The organism is Citrobacter sp. RHBSTW-00570, assembly GCF_013739755.1.
Taxonomy (GTDB): domain Bacteria; phylum Pseudomonadota; class Gammaproteobacteria; order Enterobacterales; family Enterobacteriaceae; genus Citrobacter; species Citrobacter braakii.
The window spans coordinates 832,158-855,957 of record NZ_CP056399.1; the positions used below are offsets into that span (position 1 = coordinate 832,158).

Annotated in this window: 22 protein-coding genes and 2 pseudogenes; 21 read left to right on the plus strand and 3 right to left on the minus strand. The window is 43.3% G+C overall.

Annotation, left to right across the window (positions count from 1 at the left end; translation table 11 throughout):
• Positions 1-39 precede the first annotated feature (39 nt).
• The 21 genes and pseudogenes from HV237_RS03985 to HV237_RS04085 all read left to right on the plus strand — a co-directional run.
• On the plus strand, positions 40-633 hold the full coding sequence (locus HV237_RS03985) for a fimbrial protein (RefSeq protein WP_240489686.1): 594 nt from the start codon (positions 40-42) through the stop codon (positions 631-633).
• Positions 633-1,178: a fimbrial protein gene (locus tag HV237_RS03990; RefSeq protein ID WP_052951275.1), complete on the plus strand. Its 546-nt coding sequence runs from the start codon at positions 633-635 to the stop codon at positions 1,176-1,178. Before HV237_RS03985 ends, HV237_RS03990 begins: the two co-directional genes overlap by 1 nt.
• Positions 1,175-1,792, plus strand: a complete 618-nt coding sequence (locus HV237_RS03995) for a fimbrial protein (protein ID WP_131351414.1) — start codon at positions 1,175-1,177, stop codon at positions 1,790-1,792. The genes HV237_RS03990 and HV237_RS03995 overlap by 4 nt, the downstream gene beginning before the upstream one ends.
• Before the next feature lie 20 nt (positions 1,793-1,812).
• Complete coding sequence (locus HV237_RS04000; RefSeq protein ID WP_052951276.1) at positions 1,813-2,319, plus strand: fimbrial protein; 507 nt, start codon at positions 1,813-1,815, stop codon at positions 2,317-2,319.
• Between the two features lie 78 nt (positions 2,320-2,397).
• Positions 2,398-2,790, plus strand: a complete 393-nt coding sequence (locus HV237_RS04005) for a hypothetical protein (RefSeq protein ID WP_131351411.1) — start codon at positions 2,398-2,400, stop codon at positions 2,788-2,790.
• Positions 2,787-4,544, plus strand: a complete 1,758-nt coding sequence (locus HV237_RS04010) for an O-antigen ligase family protein (protein ID WP_047358692.1) — start codon at positions 2,787-2,789, stop codon at positions 4,542-4,544. Before HV237_RS04005 ends, HV237_RS04010 begins: the two co-directional genes overlap by 4 nt.
• Positions 4,541-5,701 carry a glycosyltransferase family 4 protein gene (locus HV237_RS04015; RefSeq protein ID WP_052951277.1) on the plus strand — a complete coding sequence of 387 codons (1,161 nt, stop codon included), beginning with the start codon at positions 4,541-4,543 and terminating at the stop codon, positions 5,699-5,701. The genes HV237_RS04010 and HV237_RS04015 overlap by 4 nt, the downstream gene beginning before the upstream one ends.
• Positions 5,698-6,480 carry an ABC transporter permease gene (locus tag HV237_RS04020; protein WP_047358693.1) on the plus strand — a complete coding sequence of 261 codons (783 nt, stop codon included), beginning with the start codon at positions 5,698-5,700 and terminating at the stop codon, positions 6,478-6,480. The genes HV237_RS04015 and HV237_RS04020 overlap by 4 nt, the downstream gene beginning before the upstream one ends.
• Complete coding sequence (locus tag HV237_RS04025; protein ID WP_047358694.1) at positions 6,480-7,238, plus strand: ABC transporter ATP-binding protein; 759 nt, start codon at positions 6,480-6,482, stop codon at positions 7,236-7,238. The genes HV237_RS04020 and HV237_RS04025 overlap by 1 nt, the downstream gene beginning before the upstream one ends.
• A complete protein-coding gene (locus HV237_RS04030) occupies positions 7,235-8,395 on the plus strand; it encodes a UDP-galactopyranose mutase (RefSeq protein ID WP_047358695.1) in 1,161 nt (386 codons plus the stop codon). Before HV237_RS04025 ends, HV237_RS04030 begins: the two co-directional genes overlap by 4 nt.
• On the plus strand, positions 8,392-9,273 hold the full coding sequence (locus HV237_RS04035; protein ID WP_052951278.1) for a glycosyltransferase: 882 nt from the start codon (positions 8,392-8,394) through the stop codon (positions 9,271-9,273). Before HV237_RS04030 ends, HV237_RS04035 begins: the two co-directional genes overlap by 4 nt.
• Complete coding sequence (locus HV237_RS04040) at positions 9,266-11,080, plus strand: DUF4422 domain-containing protein (protein ID WP_047358696.1); 1,815 nt, start codon at positions 9,266-9,268, stop codon at positions 11,078-11,080. The genes HV237_RS04035 and HV237_RS04040 overlap by 8 nt, the downstream gene beginning before the upstream one ends.
• 60 nt (positions 11,081-11,140) lie before the next feature.
• Positions 11,141-12,229 carry a glycosyltransferase family A protein gene (locus HV237_RS04045; protein WP_131351402.1) on the plus strand — a complete coding sequence of 363 codons (1,089 nt, stop codon included), beginning with the start codon at positions 11,141-11,143 and terminating at the stop codon, positions 12,227-12,229.
• Entirely contained in the window at positions 12,226-13,650 is a 1,425-nt protein-coding gene (locus HV237_RS04050; RefSeq protein WP_052951279.1) for a glycosyltransferase, read from the plus strand. The genes HV237_RS04045 and HV237_RS04050 overlap by 4 nt, the downstream gene beginning before the upstream one ends.
• Complete coding sequence (locus HV237_RS04055) at positions 13,643-14,992, plus strand: hypothetical protein (protein WP_052951280.1); 1,350 nt, start codon at positions 13,643-13,645, stop codon at positions 14,990-14,992. Before HV237_RS04050 ends, HV237_RS04055 begins: the two co-directional genes overlap by 8 nt.
• 113 nt (positions 14,993-15,105) lie before the next feature.
• On the plus strand, positions 15,106-15,852 hold the full coding sequence (locus tag HV237_RS04060) for a winged helix-turn-helix domain-containing protein (protein WP_167593146.1): 747 nt from the start codon (positions 15,106-15,108) through the stop codon (positions 15,850-15,852).
• Entirely contained in the window at positions 15,836-16,312 is a 477-nt protein-coding gene (locus tag HV237_RS04065; RefSeq protein WP_047358699.1) for a hypothetical protein, read from the plus strand. The genes HV237_RS04060 and HV237_RS04065 overlap by 17 nt, the downstream gene beginning before the upstream one ends.
• 173 nt (positions 16,313-16,485) lie before the next feature.
• Positions 16,486-16,878, plus strand: coding sequence for a FaeA/PapI family transcriptional regulator (locus tag HV237_RS04070; RefSeq protein WP_165500015.1), 393 nt, complete (start codon positions 16,486-16,488; stop codon positions 16,876-16,878).
• An 853-nt stretch (positions 16,879-17,731) separates the two neighbouring features.
• Positions 17,732-18,340: a C10 family peptidase gene (locus HV237_RS04075; RefSeq protein WP_072058783.1), complete on the plus strand. Its 609-nt coding sequence runs from the start codon at positions 17,732-17,734 to the stop codon at positions 18,338-18,340.
• Complete coding sequence (locus HV237_RS04080; RefSeq protein WP_135107973.1) at positions 18,279-19,889, plus strand: hypothetical protein; 1,611 nt, start codon at positions 18,279-18,281, stop codon at positions 19,887-19,889. Before HV237_RS04075 ends, HV237_RS04080 begins: the two co-directional genes overlap by 62 nt.
• 374 nt (positions 19,890-20,263) lie before the next feature.
• A pseudogene (locus tag HV237_RS04085) lies at positions 20,264-20,646 on the plus strand (transposase); the annotation flags it as partial.
• Positions 20,647-20,884: 238 nt separating this feature from the next.
• Here HV237_RS04085 and HV237_RS04090 read toward each other — a convergent pair.
• The 3 genes and pseudogenes from HV237_RS04090 to HV237_RS04100 form a co-directional block, all read right to left on the minus strand.
• Positions 20,885-21,823, minus strand: a complete 939-nt coding sequence (locus HV237_RS04090) for a hypothetical protein (protein ID WP_131405334.1) — start codon at positions 21,821-21,823, stop codon at positions 20,885-20,887.
• 254 nt (positions 21,824-22,077) lie between these two features.
• Positions 22,078-22,341 carry a FaeA/PapI family transcriptional regulator gene (locus tag HV237_RS04095; protein ID WP_072058784.1) on the minus strand — a complete coding sequence of 88 codons (264 nt, stop codon included), beginning with the start codon at positions 22,339-22,341 and terminating at the stop codon, positions 22,078-22,080.
• 946 nt (positions 22,342-23,287) lie between these two features.
• Positions 23,288-23,764: pseudogene (locus HV237_RS04100) on the minus strand (IS3 family transposase); the annotation flags it as partial.
• Between the last annotated feature and the right edge of the window lie 36 nt (positions 23,765-23,800).

Here is a 23,800-nt window from a genome sequence, read left to right on the forward strand (position 1 = left end):
GTTTTCGCGAAGGACGTCTGGTGGAAAATGGAGGGGTAAATGATGCGTACCAGACTGAAATTGCTGACATCGTTTTTAACGGTAGTTATGGTGGCACTGCCTGTCACCACTTTCGCTGTGGATCATTGGGATGTGGAAGGAGCGCACGGGGAAATTCATGTGCGTGGTGCATTGACCGAAGGCGTATGTCACCTCGATATGATTTCCCGCTGGCAGGATGTTGAACTGGGAGCGACGCCCACTATCGAGTTGCAGCATCCGGGCGATCGCAGTGCAGCCGTTACATTTTTGCTGCGTCTGAAAGATTGCACCCGTAAAGGCGGCAGTCTGGTGGATAAACGAACCGGCAGTCTCGCCTGGGACGCTATTCAGCCCGTTCTTTCCGTTCGATTTCAGGCGCAGGCAGACGCTGATAACCCCGAGTTGGTTGGCGTAATTGGCGTAAAAGGTATAGGCCTTCGTTTGACGGATCACCGGGGGCTGGATGTTCGCTTAGGCGAGCAGGGGCCGGCTCAATTTATCTCACCAGAACAGGATGAACTGGTTTACAGCGTGAGCGTAGAGAGAACTTCCGCCCCACTTACGGCTGGTGAGTACTACGCCACGGTGAATTTCGCACTGGAGTATGATTAATGAACGCCCGGATGATTTTGGCCGTGTTGTTGGGTTATATGTCTATTATGCCTGTTCACTCAGTGGAAAATAATATTCAAATCACCGGCAATTTAGTCACCGAACCCTGCACGTTAGCTCCGGAATCAGCGGATATTCCACTGGATTTTGGCACGATTGTCGGTAAGTACTTTCAAACGGCTAAGCGCACGCCGGGTATTCGTTTTTCTATCAAGCTCACTGATTGCGATACCAGTATGGGCAACAGTGCGACGGTTACCTTCCTCGGGGCGGAAAGCGGGTCCTTACCGGGGCTATTGGCCACCAATAACGGTGAGGAAAATGGTCTGGCTTTCGGAATTGAAACCTTGCCAGATGCCGATTCGGAAGTGGCACCACAATTGATCCCCATTAACAAGCCAAGTCCGCTCTTTCTTCTGAGCAACAAAGAGTCGGTGATTACCTTACAGGGGTATATCGAGGCGGAGCCAGAGGCTATTGAAACTAACACTGTAAAGCCTGGGCCCTTCGCAGTGACGGCGACTTTTAAGGTGGATTATCCGTGAAGAGAAGAAACTGGGGCTTAATTACCCGAACGGTAGTGTGCCATCCCTTGTTGTGGGGCTCATGGATTTACCGTTTTGGGTTGGTCTTACTAATCCTTTTGCTATGTGCTGCAGGCATGGCGCATGCCGACAGTAGCTATGCAGCGAATCGGTCTGAAATAAATATTAATATTTCAGGCACGATTGTCGTGACAGGCAAATGCACCTTCAATCAGGGGGGAGAGCTACTGGTCGATTTTGGTGATATCCGTTTTAGCTCCACGAGTAATGAATTAGGAAGAACCTATATTGAACCGCTGGTCAGTGATATGACCTGCTCGGGTGATTCGGCGGGCTCGGCGACGATGAAGCTTTCCTCAAAAGACGGCAGTTCGCAAGATTACAACGGCAATAAATTGCTAAAAGTCGGTATCGAAGGCGGGGTGGCCGCCACAGGACTTGGGATCGCACTTAAAGTGAATGGACAGATTCAGGATGTGAATACGCCGTTTGCCGTGGAGGTTGGGCAGTTTCCCACTTTGGAAGCTCAACTGGTGCAAACAGACGTCAGCAATAAACTGATCAGCGGTAATCGAATTACCTCCTCCGCCACGTTATTAATGGCATTTGATTGAGAGGGGGAGGAGAAATGAAGATGAAAAAATTCATCCTGATGCTGGCTTTCATTTTTTTTGGGACAGTATCGTGTAGCATGCTGGCTATTTCGAAGCAAACGGGAGACAGCGTGGATTTCACCTTTACCGGGCTGCTTCAGGCTATGACGGCATGTTCCATTAATAATGACCGGACCATTGAAATCGCTTTTGGCAACATTGGGATCAATAAAATAGAAAGCGAAAATTATACACGAAACATTGACTACGAGCTTGATTGTGGCAGCGTTGGCGGAGCGAATACGGTTTTATTGACCCTTAAGGCAACACCAGTGCCATCTGACGGTAGTATTATTGACTCTGGTCGCAAAGGCCTATGGATCCAATTTTATAAAGATAGCGTTCCGCTGAAACTGAACGAAGAGTTTAAGGTTGAAAACGTTACTGCTCCACCTAAGTTAATGGTGAAACTAATTACTGATCCCGCAGAGGATCCTGAAGAAGGCCCGTTTTCATGCACTGCTACCCTTATAGCAGAGTATATATAATTATGAGTTTTATAAAAAAATACATTTCTTTTCTTTTCATTGGATTTTATATCGCATTGTAGTCTTGCGTGTTCTTCGGTGTTTGGGATTGGTGCTGCAAGTAAAAATAATCTCTGTAAACAAGGCGCTTTAGGTGCCTTAGAATTTAGCCATCAGACTGGTGTTCTCATTAAATTTTTTAGTAAAAGGTTGTGTATGCTTGACGCTCTTTTATGCGATATTTGTGAGTTAAAACGACTTCAGATTCTGGAGAACGCAGTTATTCATTATAGTGACGGTATTTTTACTCTTGAAAGAAGAGCATTGGTCGGAAAGTTCCTTCTGGAGAATAATAATCCTGAAGTGGCTAAAATACTGGCCGATATTGCACGCTATCTTCATGAGCTTATAGAAGCGGGCAAGTTAAGGGATAGTCCTCTTTATAGTGCTGATGATTACCAAAAACCACTAGACTCGTTAATTAGGGGGTGATTATTCCTTTTGTTTTCCAAAGTGGTCGAGATGTTTTTTTTTATATCGTGCTGGCCTTTCTTTTCATTGCCATTCAATTTCCAACAGATAATGTTACTTCTGTAGGGCTTAATTCAGCGCACAGTGTTGTTACCTGGGGAGTAATTGCTTTGCAGTCTTTGGTTATTGTTATCCGTCAATGGAGTAATTCTGCATTTCGCGGAGGGAAATATTACCACTGGCTGCTTATGGCTCTCATTTTAATGAATATATCACTATTCATCGTACATGATAACGGATGGCGAATTAATGCTCTATCCAGAGCTGCATTTATTATTTTTATGACGGTTTTTTTTGGGTTACTGCTGCAATGTAAGTTGACGTGGTTTGATGCACGAGTATTTATTGGGGCAATAGCCGGTGCCGCTTTACTTCAGGCCATCGCTGCCATCCTTCAGCTCTATGCGCCTTATTTTTCATGGCGCTGGTTGCATCACAATCCACTGGCGGCGGAAGGCCGGCCATTAGGTATGTTTGGACAGGTAAATCTTCTGGGATCATTTTTGGCGACGGGCCTCGGTGCGACGCTGTGGTCCGTGGTGCAATGCCGCCGTAAAAATTCAATTTTTGCCTGGGTTGTTATTCTATTGACGATCGGTTTCGCCCTTTATTTGACCCACTCCAGAACAGGATGGCTGGGGGCCACTATTGCCATGGTGGGGCTGGTTATTTTTTCTCCGGCGAAAATGCGTCGAAAAACAATACTACTGATAACCGGCCTGATCGTTGGCTGCTGGCTACTGGTGCAAATCATTCCATCGCCAGGGATCCCAATTCTCGTGCCAGCTGAACACCAGATGCAATCCCAGGCTGATAAAACGGCAATAAATTCTGATGCAAAAGATGCATCGGCTTTCAGCCTTGAGCGCATGCGGGCTGAATCTTCCATCCAGCGCAGGCAAATGCTGGAAGGAAGTGTTGCGTTGATAAAACAGCATCCTCTTTTGGGTGCGGGGGCTGGCAGTTTTGAAAGCGTGTGGCCTGATGCGCTCGCAAGTACGGGGCAAGTTTCCAGCTTTGAGCATACGGTGACGCATCCGCACAATGAAATACTCTTCGTGTTGGCTGAAGGCGGCATTGTGGCATTGAGCGGGCTGCTGTTGTTTGCCGGCATTTTTTGCATCCCTTTGATTAAGGGGTCGCATCGTTCGCGTACGATCTGGGCCCTCACGCTGCCTATTGCCCTGCACTGCATGACAGAGTATCCGTTTTATCTGTCAGCCGTGCATGCCGTCATTTTTTTGCTTTTGCTTCGTCTGAGCTGGCCGGTTCGTTTGCTTAAACCTCGGGAAGTTTCACTCAGCCTGAAACGCTTCATCCTGATTGCAGTGGGGGGCCTCTGCTTATGGGGCATGTTTTTTTTGCATACGGCCTGGCAGACGCGCGCAATCCTGCGCACCGCTGAAATAAGTGGGTTAACGGATACTGAGCTACTGAAGGATGTACCAAATTCAATCGCACAGTATGACCGATTGCAATTTAACCGGTGTGTCAGTGAGCTTATGGCTTTCAATCAGACCCGAAAAACCTCTCATTTGAATCAATTTGAACGCTGTGCCAGCGCGTGGCTGCATGTGCATAACGACGCCAATGTAACAGCGTCGTTAATTACCATTGCAAAATCGAAAGGTGACCTGGAGGCGGCGGAGCAATGGCGCATCCGGGGGCATCGTGATTTTCCTTTCGATCCCCGCTTCCTCCGAGGTGATCTTTGAAACTCTGCTTTATCGTTAACGATGCGGCCTATTTTGCCTTGCATTGGCTGGACCGCGCCTGTGCGGCGAAAAAGGCCGGTTATGACGTTCATCTTTTATGCCGTCAGGGTGATGAGTTTGTTATGCGCCAATTGCATCAGGCAGGAATTCACTGGCATGAAATTTCACTGAAAGGCCCGTCAGCAAGCCCGTTTAACCTGATACAAAGCGGATTGCAAATATCGCGTTGGTTGCGCCGTTTGAAGCCTGATCTGGTGCATTGTATTACGCTAAAACCCTGCCTGATTGGTGCCGGTCTTGCTGGCCGCTGGCCGGTAGCACTGACTTTCCCTGGATTAGGCCGCTTGTGGAGTAGCACCTTTCTGTTCGCGAGACCGGCCAGGGCAATCATTGGATGGTGGTGGCGTAGGGCTGCTCGAAAACCTCAAACCCTGCTGGTGTTTGAGCACGAAGGCGATCGCAAGACGCTCATGGACAGTTGCGGTATCACAATATCCCGCACGATGGTGACCGGTTGCTCAGGGGTTAATCCCGATGCTTTTCCTTATTCGTCTTTCCCCAGAAATCGCGTACCGGTTGTGTTATTTGCGGGGAGGCTCATTCGCCCTAAAGGGCTCGACACGTTGCTTAACATTTGTCGACAGTTGCGCTCAGAGGGCGTTGCTCTGCGCCTGCAGGTGGCAGGACTCGCAGCCCCAGGTGATGTGAATCGTATTCCCGAAGCAGAGCTCGTTCAGCTTCACCACGAGGGGGAGATTGAGTGGTTGGGGGCACGACATGATATGCCAGCGTTGATTGCTCAGGCCAATATTATTGCGCTTCCATCGCGTTATGCAGAAGGGGTGCCGCGCATTCTCCTGGAGGCGGCCAGCTGCGGTCGTCCTTCAGTGGCTTTTGATCGCGGTGGATGCCGTACCATTTTACCCGCTGATAACAGTTGTGGCGCGCTGATAAAAGATGGCGATGATATTGCGTTTGCTGCTGCCCTGAGGCGGCTATTGCAGGACCCTGCTTGCTGTGAACGCAAGGGTGAAGCAGGACGACAGCGTGTGCTTCATTCTCTGACGGCCTCTCATGCTGCGGCTAAGAACCTCTCTTGTTATGAGCGAGTGCTGAGTCTCTCCGCGATCTCTGGCGTCATGGAACTTGAAAAATGAAACGTTTTATTTTGTCGTTACTGTGGCAGCGGGATCTTATTCGTGTGCTGGTCCAAAAAGAGATAAAGGTACGCTACAAAAACAGTCTGTTCGGCTGGCTGTGGTCTGTAGGGCACCCGCTGATGTTCGGGGCTATTTACTGGCTGATCTTCGGGCAGGTCATGCGGGTGCCTATTGCTGATTACCCGCTTTTTTTGTTGTGCGGTCTTTTTCCCTGGCAGTGGATTACGTCCTGCCTGAGTACGGCACCTGCTTTGTTTTTTGTAAATAGTGCCATTATCAAAAAAACCACCTTTCCACGCATAGTCTTGCCTATTACTCAGGTGTTAACGGAGGGGGTACATTTTTTATTTAGCCTCCCGGTGCTGGCTCTATTTTTGCTGGTCAGCCGTACAGGTTCAGAACCTACATTTGCCTGGCTATGGGGCGGAGCACTGCTGTTTTTAGTGCAATTTATTCTTCTGACTGGACTGTCTTGTCTTTTATCGTCACTAACGTTGTTTCTGCGCGATCTTGAACGCTTTGTACAGCTTGGGCTGATGCTCTTGTTTTACGCCACGCCGGTGCTTTATTCGCCTGAAATGGTACCTGCACGCTGGCAATGGCTTCTCAATCTTAATCCATTGGCACCTTTGATTCTGGCATGGCGTGAACTTTTTATGCATGGACGACTTTCTGGCGAACATTTGCTGTCAATGTTTGTGTTTTCCGTCGTGATGTTACTGGTTGGATATCAAGTGCTCCGTAGGCTTGCTCCCCGATTCGCGGAGGTTTTGTGATGTCATCGACGGTTGAACTTGTCAAGGTAAGTAAGAGCTACCCGCTTTGGCACCACCTCGGTTCTGGTCTTAAATCGCTATTGCTACATCCAGGACAGCTTAAAGCTCTGATCAGGCAACATCAGCACACAGCGCTGGAAAATGTGAGTTTTCGTATTCGTCGTGGAGAATCCGTGGCGCTGATAGGCCGCAATGGCGCAGGGAAAAGTACGCTATTGGGACTTGTCGCAGGCGTGCTTTCCCCTACAACCGGACAGGTAAAGGTATGTGGCCGCGTAGCCTCAATGTTGGAGCTGGGGGCCGGATTTCATCCTGAGCTCACCGGTCGGGAAAATATTGCTCTAAATGCAACGCTGCTGGGTCTGCGTCGGGAGGAAGTTAAACGAGCGATGCCGGCGATTATCGATTTCGCTGAACTTGGACGCTTTATTGACGAACCGGTACGAATCTATTCCAGCGGAATGTTAGCCAGGCTGGGTTTTGCGGTTATGACTCAAATCTCTCCGGATATTTTGCTTGTAGATGAGGTACTTGCCGTGGGGGATGCTGCTTTCCGCCAACGCTGCTATGAAGTACTAAAACGCTTTCGGGCCCAGGGCGTCACCCTTCTTTTCGTCAGCCACAATCCAAAGGATATTCAACAATTCTGCGATCGCGTGCTGTGGTTCGAAAACCATCAGATGATTGCCGATGGCTCACCAAACGACATTCTTCCACTCTATCAAGAAGCTATGCAGCAGGAAGCGAGTAAAAAATGAAAAATAAAAATATCTATATCGTAGGGGCTGGTTTATCCGGCGCGACCATCGCTCGGCTGCTGGCCGAACAGGGTGCTCAGGTTAGCATCTTTGAACAACGTGACCATGTCGCGGGAAATTGCCACGATGAACGATGCCCGCATACTCAGGTGCGTGAGCACCGTTACGGACCGCATATATTCCATACCAACGATGAAGAAGTCTGGCAGTTTGTCCAGCGCTTCGCACGATTTATGCCATATCAACATCGTGTGTTTACGACCAGCCAGGGGCAGGTCTGGAATTTGCCAGTAAATTTGCACACCTTAAACCAGTTTCGCTCAGCGGCAATGACGCCCAATGAAGCGCGAAAATGGCTTGCTTCAATGACGATTTCAACGCCTGACGGCGCAGAAAATCTTCAGCAACATGCGCATGAACTTATGGGGGCCCCCCTTTATGAGACGTTTTTCCGTGATTACACCGAAAAGCAGTGGGGATGTTCGGCTACGCAGCTTCCGGCTTCTATTCTCAAGCGCCTTCCATTCAGGTTTGACTATACAGATGGCTATTTTGATAGCCGTTTTCAGGGTATGCCACAGGACGGGTATACCGCGATGGTTCAATCTATGCTGCAACACCCCAATATTAAGGTGCAGACTGACGTCACTGTGACGGCAGAAATTGCACGTGAGTTGATGGAGAAAGGACATGTTTTCTGGTCCGGTCCACTTGATGCCTGGTTTAATCATGATGCGGGTCGCTTGCGCTGGAGGACGTTGGATTTTATTCGGGAGGCTGCAACGGCTGACGCTCAGGGGTGTGCCGTCATGAATTATGCTGATAAATCTGTTCCCTGGACGCGCATTACTGACCATGCGCGTCTGAGTCCCTGGGAGCAGCATCAACAAACGCTTTTAGTCAGGGAAATCCCTCGGGAGGCCAAAGAGAATGATATCCCTTATTACCCGCTGCGAATGGCAGATGATGAACGGCTGCTGACTCACTACCGCGAACGTGCTTCGGCTCTTACTGGTGTGACATTTATCGGGCGATTAGGGACTTATCGCTATATGGATATGGACGTTACGCTACGCCAGGCCATATCGATCGCGAAGCATTTTATAACAACCCCAGCAGGTGAGCGCTTTTTGGCCTGGCCGGATGCTAACGCATGAAAGTGGCTGCGCTGATTGTTACCTTTAACAGGTTAACGATGCTGAAAAGGACGCTGGTCCACACGCTAAATATGTCATTCGACCAGGTGCTGGTGGTTAACAACGCCTCCACCGATGGAACCAAAGAATGGCTGGATAGCCTGGATGAGCTAAGGCTGACTGTATTGCATCAACCTGAGAATCGTGGTGGTGCGGGTGGCTTTGCAGCAGGATTAGAAGCGTTAACGGCGGTGACGGGTTGGACGCACGTCTGTCTTTACGATGATGATGCGCAACCTGCACCGGATTGGCTTTGTGAACTGGCAAAGCAGCCTCAGGCCGATATTTGGTTGAGTCATGTTCGAGATGCACTCAATCAACCTTGCCGAATGAACATGCCGTTTAAGCGTTTGCCGCAAACATTACGACAATCGTTGGGCTATCTTTTCTTCCCTGAGCGATGGCTGCCCCGAGAGCCCAATATAACGTCGGTCTGTACGCTGACGTTTGTGGGTTGCTGCGTTGAGCGTAGAGTCGTACGGCAATTGCTGGATGTACTGGATACAAGATTGTTTCTTTATTTTGACGATTTGGCCGCCGGAGCCGCGCTTGCAAGACAAGGTGTCAGGATGCTGTGGTGTCCATCGCTACGATTTCAACATGATATTAACAGCCGCAGCGGCGTCTCTCCCGAGCGCCGTAAGTTATTAACACGAAACCTTTTGTGGCTATCAAGAACCCGTTCGGGTGCTCCATGGAATAACAATGTCACTGCGTTGAGGGTGCTTGAGCAATTGGCTGGCGCAATGAGTGGCCCTGAAAAACTCCGCAATATATGGCACTGGGGTATAGGGCTTCGTGACGGTCTGGCTGGTCCGGGGGAGGAAAATAATGTCTGAACCCGTGGTCCGTTTTTTCGTATGCCATCATCGCCCGGCACCATACTTTCGAAATCGTTATTTTACACCCATTCAGGCAGGGCGATCTGTTGTTTCAACTCGTCTTGATTACGCGGCGGGGGACGACGAAGGGGACAATATTTCGTCTCAAAATCCCTTCTGGAGTGAGCTTACGGCCCTTTACTGGATATGGAAAAATGTCGATGCCGACTGGTATGGGCTGATGCACTATCGGCGCATGCTGACGTTTCGTAAGAATAAGATCCTGAACGGAACATTCTCTAAACTGGATGAAAATACCCTCCATTATTTCGGCTGGACGGAGAAACAGGTCAATGAGTGTCTGGAGTCATATGATGTTATGACCGCTCCTGCGCTACCGGTACATCCCCCTGGGTTGCCTGAACAGATAATGACGGTAGCAGAGTATTATCATCGTGCACATCATGGTGCCGATCTGGAAAGCATAGTTGAAAGAGTGAAGCGAGACTGGCCAGATTTCTATCTCCCTCTGATTGACTGCCTTTCACGAACTTCGATGGTCACGGGTAATCTTGTGGTGATGCGACATCCTTATTTTCAGGATTACTGTTCGTTTCTTTTTGGAGTATTACTACCGGAATCGCAACAACGCTCTCTTGAGCATTACACGCATTATCAGCAGCGAGTTTGGGGCTTTCTTGCCGAGCGTTTGACGCAGGCCTGGCTCATTGCGGCTCAGCAGCGTTGGCCAGAGATGAGGATTGGGCAAACAGGGGTAGCAACGGGCGTTTCTCCTGCATACCTCAAGCCTTCTCAACCCGTAGAGCCAGATCGAAGCCAGTTGATTGATGAGGCAATACAAGTCGCTATCGCAGTCGATGACGCCTATGTTGTTCATGCCGATACATTCTTGTCATCGCTGATTACAGGGCTACATCCGAAACAAAGACTCATCATCCATTTACTGTGCGATGAAACATTATCTCAAAAAAGCAGAGCGCTCCTGTCCAACGAAAGGGGTGACAACATCCGCTTTCAGTTTCATCAGGTTTCACATAACTCTCTTGAGTATCTCCCCAATAACCGACGCCATATTAGCCATCGAACGTGGTATCGACTATTGCTTGCGGAATTGCTTACTGATGTATCCCGAGTGCTGTGGTTGGATGCGGATATGGTGGTATGCGGCAACCTTCTTCCTCTCTGGCAGTATGATTTGCCGGCAAATGTAGTAATGGGAGCCTGCGCGGATGAGGGCGGAAGAGATCAGGCGCAGAGGCTTGGTATTGAGAGCCTTTACATTAATGCTGGGGTACTCCTTATCAACCTGGATGCACTCAGAGCGCGTTATCCGTCTCCATTAAAAGAATACCTGACCATTTATTACCGCTTTCAGCAAGTTATTCGATTGCAGGATCAGGATGTGCTGAATTTGGCGCATCAGGGAGAAATTCATACTCTGCCTTTAATTTACAACGTCCAGACGCGTTGTTACTTGCCGGACATCCTGACACCTTCTTTTAGTGCCCAGGAGCACGTTGCAGCGCTGGCCGGACCCGTCATATTACATTTTACAGGCCCGGATAAGCCATGGCTTCCTGGCTGTCGTCATCCGCTTCGACGCGAGTATTTTAGGCATTTAAGAACGCCCCGCACTCCAATGGGCAAGCTTCGGTTTACGTTATCGGATGGTTTAATTCGCATTTATCGCCATCTGTGGTTTCGGATCGGAGGGCAGAAGATACAGGATTGTATACGAGGTTCACGGCGTCTGAGGGCGCTGCGCCGGGCGTATAGCATCTACCAGAATTTAATTTTTAAGTGAGAGGGAATTAACCTGAAACCTGACATTATTCTTGATACTCGCAGTGCAGAAATACCGGTGGTGAGCATCGTCGTTCCTGTTTATAACACAGCTGCTTGGGTAGAAATGACGCTTGCTTCATTGTCCTCATCATTACTGACTAATGCTGAATTGATCGTCATTGATGACGGCAGTACCGATGATAGTTTCAAGTGTTTGCCGGATTTGTTGGCGAAATTTCCAGGACAGGTTCTTCTGTTGAAGCAACCCAATCAGGGACTGTCGGCTACTCGTAATAAAGGGGTGTGTCTGGCAAGAGGTGACTGGATTGCTTTTTGTGATAGTGATGACTGGTTAAATGCATTAACGCTAATGGTGGCCATTGATCGTGGTGAAAGGAATCATGCTGATGCTGTTTTTTGGCGCAGTATGGTTTATGACGATATTAATCAGACACTGTCTCCTTTCTATGATGAAAAGAGCTATTCTCAGTCGCGCAAGTATTGTGATGATGGGGTTACTACGTTTATTGCGGCCCCTGAATTATTAGGTCTTGAGCCAAATATTAATACCGGAGTTTATCGGAGGAATTTTTGGTTGCACAACGTTGGCTTTTTTCGTGATGGCAAAGTATTTGAAGATTTGGTTCCTCATTACCGTGTTCTTTTTAGCGAAGGAAAAATAATGTTGATGGACATAGTCGGTTACTATTATCGGGTAGGAAGGCCCGGTAAAATCACGGAGGAACGAAGCCATCGCCGACGCGATATGGTAGACGCAGTAGCGGGAGTCATTGACGCAGTGCCTGCAACACTTTCCAGTAATCATTGCAGAATATTAATGGGGCAGCTATTACGTATGTTGCACTGGAGTGGCGTCGCTTCTCTACCCGAAGATCGCAAACCCTACTATGTTGCATCGTGTTCGCTGTTTGAGCATGCCCGTCCGCGTCAGGTGCTTGCTACGGCATTCAAGGCTGGGTTGCCAGCGGGGCAGGCCATTATTGCTTTGGCGTTGTTAGTGGGTAGCTCACATGGACTGTCTCGACTGGCTGCTGGCTACCGATGGAGCAGTCTGCCGTTTTTGGTCCCCGGTTTACTGTTTCGTCCGATGTTATGGCTCGGTATCTTTCGTCTGATGGGGAAAATGATTAAAGGCGGTTCACAATGAAAGTTATTTCTTCCTGTATCGATGGCAGACACCCTTATTTTGCTCAGCGTCCTGATATCCCACTGATTATCATTCCGGGTGACAAATTGATTAGCCCAAATATGATTAATTCATTAAAAGAGCATGAGGCACCTATCTGGATTGTGGACTCAGAATCTGCTGGCCAACGAAGGTGGAGTTCGTTACTTTCGCATTCAGATATTTATGTCGTGTCAGATATAAATCAGCTTATTAATAAATCTCCTGTAGATAAGAGATACGAACTCTATGCTGTGCTGGACCAAAACAACTCGGAACAAATAAAAAAATTAATTCTTTCTCACGCTCCAGATATTGTCTGCGGCGTTCTGGAACGTTCAGCGGGAGACTGGCTGCAATGGTACCAATTTTCAGCGAAACATTGTGAGCGTTTTAGCTGGTGGGTGGATGAAGCTTCAACGCAAGTCAGTGGGCGCTTGTCTTCAGTACCCGTTAGTGTTGTCGTACCTGTCTATAATGTTGTCGATTGGCTGGATGAGTGCCTTTCATCATTAGCTCATCAGGATTTGGACGGGCTGGAAGTCATTGTTGTTGATGATGGTTCAACCGATGGTAGTGGGGAAATTGCAAAAAAATGGCAGATACAATATCCGCAACGCTTCAAAACGATTCATCAACAAAATTCTGGGTGTGCGACTGCACGAAACACCGGTCTTTCAGCTGCTCGGGGAACATTTACTGGGTTTGTTGATAGCGATGATTTTGTTGCACCGAACATGTTTAGCTCTCTATTCCGTTCTGCTGTGCTGCGTCAGTCTGATGTGGCTCAATGCGGCTGGACTGAATTTTATCCCGATGGTGGGAAGGTGGAATGCCTGGGTAATGAGAATGCGTTGCTTTGTGATGAGTTAAGTTCGCGTCCCACGATTTGGCGTAAGATCTACCGTACAGCGATGCTGAAAGAAAAGGCGATTGTATTCCCGGCACATATTCGTCGTTTCGATGATCTTCCTTTTCAGTTTGAAGCATTGTTCGCAGCCCGAAAGTTAACAACGATTACGGATTGTCACTATTTTTACCGTCAGGCAAGGCCAGGACAGGATATCGGCATCAAGGATGAACGCTTATTGGTACATGTTGAGCTTTTCGAATGGCTTATGTTGCGCCTTAAACCAGAGATAACACGTTCCACGGCAATGCAAGCTTTTAGATTGATGTTAAATACACACTATTGGGGATGGTTTATTATTGAAGAGCCCCTAAAAAAACATTACCTGAACAATATATTCAAACAATGCCTTGGAGCATCATTTCCACTCACTCATTTTGAGCGATTCTTACTGGCAAGGAAGATGGGAAGTAAAATGTTTAACTTTTATATGCGTTTAACCCTCTGTAGCCTGGTGTCCAGATTTGGTTTAAAAGGCAAAAGTAATGGTTAGATCTCTGATCACAATGGGTATTCGTAGAGTATTTCCTGGGATAACTCTGCGTTATAGGCGGCTTATAGACTCAATTAACGCCATTTTAAGCAACAGTGTTCATCAACAATCGCAGATAGACTCGCTCTCTTCTCAGCTGAATGATATTCGCCAGAAACTTTTGGTTGTATCGCAATCTATTCATCATTCTGAGCGTCTGATAATGAAAAGAAAAGCACCATGGCGTTGTGTTTTTCTTGTCCACAGTGTTGAAATATGGAGTAGTTTGCACGCTGTTTGGCTCGCAATGAGTAAAGATCCTCGATTTGATCCGATAGTTGTGACTATCCCGCGAAAGTATCCTGGAAGCGAAAAGCTTTGTAATGAAGAGAATACCCATAATAGCATGAAATCTAAAGGTATTCCGCATATCAGGATTATCTCGGGAGATCTTTTTGATGACTTGTCTACTCTTCGAGCATTAGAACCTCAAATTATTTTTAGACAATCACATTGGGATGCTGATATATCGCCAGCTTTTGCTGCCGAATGGCTTGGTTTTGCGAAGATTTATTATATAGATTACAGTATTGCCCCGATTCATGTCTCAGGATTTCGGGCGAGTCCTTTGTATCGACGAGCCAGTGGAATATTTATTGCGAATGATGCAATACGCGAGTTTATGCCATCAACATTACCCGTAATCACTTCTGGGCATCCACGAGTTGATTATTTGTGCCACGCAGAACCCATCTGGCCGATAAATACAGGAAATAACTTTAAAATAATATGGAGTGCTCACCACTCCACGGGTACTGAATGGACCAATTTCGGTACATTTTGGATGGTGAAATCATTTATGCTGAATCTGGCACAGGTGCATCCTGAAATTGATTTTTTGTTCAGTCCTCATCCTGCGCTTGTCAGCCAAATGCAATCAATTTCAAACACATCCTCTTCAGAGTTTGATGTATTTTGTGCCAGATGGTGTGCATTACCGAATACAGGAGTACTTACAAATGGCGACTACGCCGGTCCGTTCAAGGCTTCCGATTTACTGATCGTTGATGGGATTAGTTTTCTGCTTGAATACCAGCTTAATCAAAAGCCTGTATTGTTTTTAGAGCGTGAAGATCATAGCCCCTTCAATGCATTTGGCGTTCACGTCAAGAAAGGGGTTCATCCTATCCCAGCAGAGCAGCCAGAGATGTTAGTCCCATGGTTAGATCATTTTTCATCCGGAGGTAAAGACCCGTTGCAAAATGAGCAGAAAGCCTTGTGCGAAACGTATTTCAACCAACAAAGGGTGCCAGAAGCTATACTAGAAAGCATTGCTAATGACATGGCAGCATCATCAAAATAAAAATAAGTAGTATAAATTTCTGCAAGTTAGAACTGTAAGGACTATAATTTATCCATTATGTTGATACGTATCTGCATCAAATGCTGATCAATTTGTTAGAGACATTTATCAAAATGAAATTTTTGATTAACAATTCTATAGTTTACAATCCTGATGATGGTTCTTTAGTTAACAAAAATAGTGCGGACGATATTATTGTTTTACCACATATGGCTGCACGTGTTCTTACATGCTTGTTAATCAACGCAGGGAAGGTTGTCCCCAGAGAAGCGATTTTTGATTATGTATGGTCTGGAAATGAGATGCTTGCATCAAATAACAGTCTTACTCAATATGTTTCTTTTATAAGAAAAACGCTTACAGACTTGGAATGTCAAGAGGAGTTAATTAAGACAATACCACGCGTTGGTTTTTATTTATCTGGCGATAATGTTAGTAATTATAAAGATGGTGGTTTTAGTTTGCTCAAGGATGTTTTTTTTCGTAAATATCTTTTTGCAATTCTAAGTTTTATGATTTTGCTTATGGTTTTATTATATCAGATTTTTTTCCTTAAAGACCGATTAACAAACAAGGAGCTCTTTTATTTTGGTAAAATAGATTCTTGTAAAATTTACACGCTTAAAAAGGTAAGCGAGCATGATTTTGCATCAATTCGCTCCAGGATTGAGAAGATGGTTGAAAATGAAAATTTCAACATAGCCTGTACTAAGGGTTTCTCGTATGTGTATCAATCTGATGAACGTATTTCACTAGAGGGTAAGGGGCGGGAATTTATTAGTCGTTGCAATATTTCTGGTGAGAAAGATAATATTATTTCAGCTTGCAATGGAGTGTATATCAATGCGCGCAATTATTAAGTTAACCATACTTATATCTTTCATTGTGATTACTCTGGCTAATATATATTATTACTTTGATGTGTCCAGGCGAGAAATGATTAATTGTGAGTCACCCGTACTGATCCCCATGCCAAAAAAAGGATTTCAATACAGCGGTATAATCGGTATGACTTTTAATCCCAACGGGACTGGAATGGCTTCTTTTTCTGGTGAACTCACAGAGTTAGATACTAATACTACATTTGATGTACTGAGGATTATATATTTCGATTACTCGATTGAATACTATAGCTATTTCACATTATCAAATTTCGTTATCAAGAAAAATGTTAATGATTCAACTGATGATCAGATGTTCAATCGACTAATGTTTGATTTAAGTACAGCTGGTCGTCGAATTCGAGTTGAAAGATTGAAGGACACCGCTTTCCTTATCGAAAATACATTTAATCCGATTTTCATTTGCATTGAAAGATGATTAATAATCGGTGTAAAAATTAGAACGCTCAAAAGATTTTTATTCTGTAAATTATTTAAAAAACGGAATTTTAACCTATATTTATATGCTATTTTAACTAAATATGCCGTTTTAATGGGTTTTGAGGATATCATTTGCAACAATTCTGAATGACTCCGAGGTTGGCTTTTCTTATGAGCAGTAATGCGGTAAATGATAATGTTTATTATTTGTTGTTGGGTGAAACGGAAAGAAATATAATTGGAAAAAGTCTTTCTGAAAAAGATGCAAAAGAAGAATTAAGTGGTGATTCATCTATTAAAACAGATGTTGCTTTAAGAAAAATTGGGAAGCTTAATGAAACAATGCGTCTTGCTAAAGGGCGTAAAGGATACGCTAACTTGAGTCTTATATATCAAGCGCTTAGTACCACCTCTGAAGCAGGATTGACAACGAGACAGATAGCAGATATTTGTGGATTATCTATTTACGTTACCCGAAATTGGTTAACAAAGCTGAATGAGGCTGGGGTAATATGTTGTCATCTTTTTGATGGAAAATCTTTAGGTTGGACTATTGATTTGTAATACTTGCGTTCTATTTGAGATGCAAGACTTTTAAACAAATTTTAAAAAAAAAGTATTGTCAGTGGTAGTAATCTCTGGCTTCTGTTTCCCTATGTTTATAGATATAGCTGTCAATTAGAGCATTATAGGTATCTATGTTGACCTACGATTCAGTGCTGGATGTGGACGATACTCATTCAATTGTCACGGATATAGGTGTATGTCATTCAGACGATTTTTCAAAGTAAAATATGCCACTCATTAGTAACCTGCTACAGTTCTTTTGGGATTTGTAGGGGGGCGGCCTGAGTATTTGACTGTGCGTTGTTAGCAGACAATTCCGGCTATACTTATTTATCCTGGTGTAGATATTCTGAGATGCGATATAAATATGTGATGCTGCTCTGATGAACAGGATGACCTCATTCAACTATTCGTTTTAACGTTGTAACTTAAAATTGTTGTGTTAACGTTTACAGTTTATGGTCATTATCTTTTTTAACTATTTTAAATCACTCTAATGTGTCCGTTAAATCTGTGTCGATTCAGTTGCATTAAGTATCATTAGTGTTTCATCTTGTATGTATATCTTTCATTGAATTTTAAATCTATATTTTTGATGTGTTCAACTAAATGTTTCTCCTTAAGGCATGTGGTTGTATTGTCTTTGCGACGAAACTTTATCTTTTCTCTATCTTTTCTCTATTAATTAAAGAGGTTTTTTTTACCGGTGTATGGTCCAGAATGGGAGGGCAATACTGATTTTAGAATATAAAGTCAAAATGATATTCATTGTAGGTCTATGGTTTTTATTATTTGCTGTCAGAAATTTAAATAATCTATAAAGTGTTAATTAATTGTTTTGAAATTGAGGATGGAAAATGAAACGCGCAAGTGTGAAAGAAAGTATCTTATAGGACCATTAACAACAAGTCAATGGATTCAATCGGCACCGTATAATAACTTTGTAAAACCGTACTTAGTTGGTTGTACTGCTCTGGCTATTGCTCAATTAATGAGAGCTAATTCCTATCCAGCTAAAGGTAAGGGGATGATTAATGGTATTATGGCAGAAGATCCAAAAATTAATATCGATGGATATGTGTATCGTTGGGATTTAATGGATGATAAGGCTCTATCAGAAGAAGCACGAGATGCAATATCAACTATGATTGGACATGTTGCATGTGCAATCAACACGCGCTTTGGTTTATCATCTAGCTCTCAACTGGATTTTTTAGAAGAGATAAGTGCGCTTGTCGATAACTTTAGCTATGAAGATGACATATCATATATCTCATACAAAGAGACGAATAACTTTACCGATTATATTCAACAATCAACTATAAACGATGCCGTTATAGAAAACCTGCAAATGGGATTCCCTGTTTTGGTTGATATTCCAGGGCATTCAACTGTATGTGATGGTTACATGGGGGATGGTGTTTTTTCTTTTAATTATGGCTGGGGGGGGGGGCAGTAGCTATTACTATAACTTAACTAATGATATGCAGGGTTGTAAACCAGTGTGTATTATATTTGGCATTAGGCCATCATCTGAACCGTTGTTGGTAGCAGAAAAATTATTAGTAACTAATAATGTTTTAACCCAGCTATCTTCGAGTTCTGTTGAGGTCGTTATAAAAAATAATACAGATACTAGTTTTGAGGGACATTTGAACTTAGTTTCCTGTGATAAAAATAATTTTAAAAGAAATGTTATAAGCAAAAATGTTAATATTTCCCTCGCATCAGGTGAGGAGTCTAGTTTAATAATTCCTATTGAAATGCCGATTGATATATCTTTTGGCGAAAGATATGTGGAAGTAATGTATCTTAGCAAAGATGGTATGATGCAAAAGCTTAAGGATAGTAGCAATAATATCTTAAAAGAAAAGGTTACGATTAATCGGCATGTATGTGAGACATTACATTTAGTAAATGATGTAGTGATTCCCACTACTATTCCTTATGGAAGTCAAATAGAAGTAGAAATAAAAATACATAGTGAGATTGATGAGGAAAAAGAATTTTTCCTATTGCTTACTGATATCAATACTAACATTATTAAAACTCTAGGTAGTACTATTGTACGTTTAGATAATGGTGAAAACTCACTATTTGTAATTAAAGGCGACTTCAATGAAATATCTGTAGAACAAAATTATAGAGTTATTATTGCTACAAAAAGTGAAGAAGTGTTCCCCGTTTTCGAGAAGTTAGATTTATTTGAATCTGATGTTTATATTTTATCAGAAGAAAATTATAGTGAATTTTTTTCCTTATCAAAGAATATACCGCTACCAGATGTTTTATATTCAGGTGCAACTTACCCACCATCTGAGGTTGTTATTCAACCTATAGTTTTTGAAGGTAATAAGCTTTACGATTTTTACATTGAATATTTGGATGTAAACGGACGTATTATCAGGAGTAATAAAAAAAGTTATGGGGTTACAGAACTGGGGGAAATTAAGATTGACCTTAATATAAACCCTGGTCAACTCAATGTTGATCAGTCACACCCTGTTGCAGAATATTCAATACGGTTGACGCATAGTGATTTCGACGATAATGAGAATCGATATATTGTTAAGCCTGAAGATATTTCCGTTAGTAATCCAGCACTAGTCAATATATTTTACCGGAATCCTTATGATTTTATGTTCCTGACTAAAAGTATTGAAGTGAGTAAGAATGAATTCAATCATTTAGAACAGTTTGATGTTACATTTTCATCGCAATATATGATTGAATATTCGCATCTTCCAAGTGTGGAAATTGTAACGTTCAATGTTAAATTAAAAGATGAGGATTTTAATGAGTACTTAATAGGGTCTGAAAAAGGACTTATCTATTTAAATGAAAGTTTTTCCAACACCATCAGTTCGAAGGTTAGTGAACATATTCCAAGTGGTAAATATACACTCTATGTCCAGATCGTATGTGATCATTATAATGACCCATTGCCAGAGAAAGTGTATGGATACACGAATGAGGTCTTAGATGGGATAAGTATTACTATTATTTAGCTAGCTCTTTTATGTTGGTATAATAAATGTAGCGCGCTCGTGTTAATTCTGACACATTCGGGCTTTAAGTCATCAGCCTGTACTCTTCCTGTGTCAGGTTATTCAGCAACTCATGGGGGCGCTTGTTCTGCCCTCTTTTTTAGATACAACCATCATCAAGTAATACCTGTTATTACATGTCATAATTCTGTTTCATCTGCCTATTGCAAATGCAGTCTGGGATTTAGGTACAGGAACAACTCTCATTTCGTCACTCTTGTAGACCGGTAATCACTGTGAGTTCAACGGGCCGATGTGTAAGTATCCCGCATAATCGTGCCATTCACATTTAGAGATCCTCCGGCATAATCAATCTGCCAACAAAGTAGATTGCTATGCGTAAAGCCCGTTTTACTGAGCATCAGATCATTGCCGTGATTAAGTCGGTTGAAGCCGGACGAACTGTTAAGGATGTCTGCCGGGAGGCCGGTATCTCTGAAGCCACTTACTACAAATGGAAGTCCAGATACGGCGGCCTGGAGGCTTCTGATATTAAAAAGATAAAGGATCTTGAGGATGAGAACCGGCGTCTCAAACAGATATTTGCCGACCTCAGTCTGGAATGCCGCGCGTTGAAAGACGTCATCGAAAATAAGTTTTAAAACCAGCTATAAAGTGCAAGCCCGTCAGCTATCTGACGGTGCAATTTGGCATGAGCTTACGTCAGACATGCAGGACTTTATCGCTGAGCAGGACAGTGTGTTTTTATCAGCCCGATATCCGCTGAAGATGCGGATGGATAATGGGCCAGAACTGGTGTCGCTGCACCGGCGCAGTGGGCGGAAGAATACAGGCTGATGGCCAAAAACACGGAAATCTCAAGAAGTGCGTGGAACTAAAACGGGTGTGTTTACAGTATGGCGATGTTAAATTCCATTCCTGCTGCCGAACCAAAAAAGCATTCATTTGGGAAAGTGAATGCTTTTGAAATATTATGCTTAATACAATGAATGATATTACTCTATCGTTATTATCATTACAGCGTTTGCTGTAAATGCGTCGGCAGGAATATCCTCAGGTTTCATGTTTGGGTCTCGTACTATCTGAAATTCAATGTTACGCTCATTATTCCCAGTCATAAATGTCTCATTAATAATATCCGTGGTACTTGCCGCTTTACCATTATAAAATAAAGCGATACCCAGGCCTGAGCGAGATGACTGAATCACTTGATTACCTCCAACTGACAGGGGAGTAAACTTAAATTGTGTGCTAGACGTTACACTTGCTTCTTCGCCATTACATAGAATTATTAGCTGTTTTTTAATATTCCCGACAGCCCCGAGCATGGGGTTTGATGTAATATCAGTTCGCTCAACATCACCCATGCTAACATTTAAATCACTATTATTGTAATTTATGTAACATATTGAAGGTTCCTCGGGCAGCAGGGTAGCATCTTGGCATGTTCTGTCTGCGGAAGTGCTCCACTGTTTGCCTTGTTCATCTTGAAAAGTAAAGCATACAGTACCGGCCTGAGATTGTGAGGGCCCTGCCCCTCCCCCAAAGTCAGGATTTTGCGAAGAAATACCTTTGCTTGTATTCAATTCAACTTCTTTAGAACTTACATAATGGCTAATTGCATTTTGCAAATTGCAGATTGCATTTCCCGGGCAAAAGTGAGTAACCATTCTCCATTTGCCAGTAAATGGAACATAGGATTCAAAACCATCATACATGTTCGCCTGTGCATCATTGCGTCCAGACCATGTTGTAGCTCCACCAAAATAGCTATTTTGTGTGTTCGGCTTACATACAGTATTGTAGCTCGTAACGTCGATTGAACCACTCGGGCACCTGTCAGGTAAAGGCATACCCATAATCACTGCCTTTGAGTTAGATGCGAGAAGAAACACACAACATAAAATTATCATTATTGATACTACTATTTTCATAACTTATACCCATTTAGTACATGAATAACATTTATTCTGACATTACATCCGACTTTGAGCTATATATACTTTCAAGCATAAGACACATACATTAGTAATATAGCTAATATCTATATCAAATTTAAAATATATCATTGGTGTTATATATTGAGTTGATGGAAAATAATTAATTAGAACTGGATTGAAAATGTTAGAACGCATACCTTTCTCATGAAAGGTACGAACTACTATCGCAATTGATATAGAAAAGAGCATTACAAATCAATAGACCAATATAAAGATTTTCCATCAAAAAGATGACAACATATCAACCCAGCCTGATTTAGCTTTGTTAACCAGTTCCGGGTAACGTAAATGGATAGTCCACAATTATCTGCTATCTGTCTTGTTGTCAATCCTGCTTCAGAAGATGTGCTGAGCGTTTGATATATGGTACTCAAGTTAGTAAGTCCTTTACGACCTTTAGCAAGGTGCATTGTTTCATTAAGATTTTCAATGTTATTTAAAGAAACATCCATTTCATTGTTTTCACTTCTAAACTAATTTCGTTTTCACTTCTAAACTAATTTCGCTTTTTGCATCTTTTTTAGTAAACTTTTTTTATTATATTCATTCCGAATTACGTTTCACCAGGCACCAGATAATCAGCATTCATGCTCATAAGGAAAAAACTCTTAAGTAATTCAGGATTGATACAAACGATATCCTTAAAAGGTTATCGATTAATACATTTAGTTGGGTTGTGATGTAAATATAGGTTTATGTTCCAATATTTATTTGTTTTTAAGCATGAAGTTCTGTTCATGCTCAGGTTCCTATACTGCCAGTTCATCACCTTTCGGTGCAAATGAAATCGGATTAAATGTATTTTCGATAAGGAAAGCGTTGTCCTTCACCCTTTCAACTCGAATTCGACGATCGGATGCGTTCAAATCAAACATCAGTCGATTAAACATCTGATCATCAGACGAATCGTTAACATTTTTCTTAATAACAAAATTTGATAATGTGAAATAACTATATTACTCAATCAAATAATTGAAATGGATTATTCTCAGCACATCAAATGTAGTATTAGTATCCAACTCTGTGAGTTCACCAGAAAAAGAACCCATTCCACTCCCGTTGGGATTGAAATTCATACCGATTATACCGCTGTATTGAAATCCTTTTTGGTGTGTGGATTAGCACGGATGACTCACTATTAATCATTTCTTGTCTTAGTATATCAAGGTTATAAAATAAATTAGCCAAAATAATCACTATGAAAAATATATAAGTGATGCATTTGATAATTACTCTAATTAATATGAATTCTATTGCAGGCTGAAATAAAATTATTTTGGGGGGCGGAAATAATGCAGCGACCAATAAATTTCTGCCCCCTTCCTCTAATGCAATACGTTCATCCGACTGATATACATACAAGAAACCCGAAATACAGGATGAATCGCCACGGATAATCTAGACACTTCCGAGCCGTTGATAATATTGTTTTTCATATTCCGTCGGTGGCATCTGATCACTCGAACCATGCCGACGCTTACTGTTATAAAACATTTCGATGTAATCAAAAATATCGCTGCGTGCTTCTTCCCGTTTTCCGTAGATCTTTTTCTTTATCCGTTCACACTTCAGTAGCTGGAAAAAGCTTTATGCAACTGCGTTGTCGTGACAGTTACCACGACGGCTCATACTGCCCTCCAGACCGTGTGACTTCAGGAACGACTGCCACTCATGACTTGTGTATTGACTGCCCTGGTCTGAGTGAACCAGCACCTGTTTTTGGGGATTACGTCGCCACACGGCCATCAAAAGCGCATTCAGAACAATATCTTTTGTCATCCGGGGTTGCATTGACCAGCCGATAACTTTGCGCGAGAACAAGTCAACAACTACGGCCAGATACAGCCAGCCTTCGTGGGTTCGGAGTAGAGTAAGAGGCAGGGCGTAGTCGGACTATTTCCCTGCCTCTCC

Bases quoted from the DNA above. Each gene is read 5' to 3' on its own strand.
- HV237_RS03985 (WP_240489686.1), top strand. From the start codon at position 40: ATGATGCGTACCAGACTGAAATTGCTGACATCGTTTTTAACGGTAGTT.
- HV237_RS03990 (WP_052951275.1), top strand. From the start codon at position 633: ATGAACGCCCGGATGATTTTGGCCGTGTTGTTGGGTTATATGTCTATT.
- HV237_RS04000 (WP_052951276.1), top strand. From the start codon at position 1,813: ATGAAAAAATTCATCCTGATGCTGGCTTTCATTTTTTTTGGGACAGTA.
- HV237_RS04020 (WP_047358693.1), top strand. From the start codon at position 5,698: ATGAAACGTTTTATTTTGTCGTTACTGTGGCAGCGGGATCTTATTCGT.
- HV237_RS04025 (WP_047358694.1), top strand. From the start codon at position 6,480: ATGTCATCGACGGTTGAACTTGTCAAGGTAAGTAAGAGCTACCCGCTT.
- HV237_RS04030 (WP_047358695.1), top strand. From the start codon at position 7,235: ATGAAAAATAAAAATATCTATATCGTAGGGGCTGGTTTATCCGGCGCG.
- HV237_RS04035 (WP_052951278.1), top strand. From the start codon at position 8,392: ATGAAAGTGGCTGCGCTGATTGTTACCTTTAACAGGTTAACGATGCTG.
- HV237_RS04040 (WP_047358696.1), top strand. From the start codon at position 9,266: ATGTCTGAACCCGTGGTCCGTTTTTTCGTATGCCATCATCGCCCGGCA.
- HV237_RS04050 (WP_052951279.1), top strand. From the start codon at position 12,226: ATGAAAGTTATTTCTTCCTGTATCGATGGCAGACACCCTTATTTTGCT.
- HV237_RS04055 (WP_052951280.1), top strand. From the start codon at position 13,643: ATGGTTAGATCTCTGATCACAATGGGTATTCGTAGAGTATTTCCTGGG.
- HV237_RS04060 (WP_167593146.1), top strand. From the start codon at position 15,106: ATGAAATTTTTGATTAACAATTCTATAGTTTACAATCCTGATGATGGT.
- HV237_RS04065 (WP_047358699.1), top strand. From the start codon at position 15,836: ATGCGCGCAATTATTAAGTTAACCATACTTATATCTTTCATTGTGATT.
- HV237_RS04070 (WP_165500015.1), top strand. From the start codon at position 16,486: ATGAGCAGTAATGCGGTAAATGATAATGTTTATTATTTGTTGTTGGGT.
- HV237_RS04075 (WP_072058783.1), top strand. From the start codon at position 17,732: ATGGAAAATGAAACGCGCAAGTGTGAAAGAAAGTATCTTATAGGACCA.
- HV237_RS04090 (WP_131405334.1), bottom strand. From the start codon at position 21,823: ATGAAAATAGTAGTATCAATAATGATAATTTTATGTTGTGTGTTTCTT.
- HV237_RS04095 (WP_072058784.1), bottom strand. From the start codon at position 22,341: ATGGATGTTTCTTTAAATAACATTGAAAATCTTAATGAAACAATGCAC.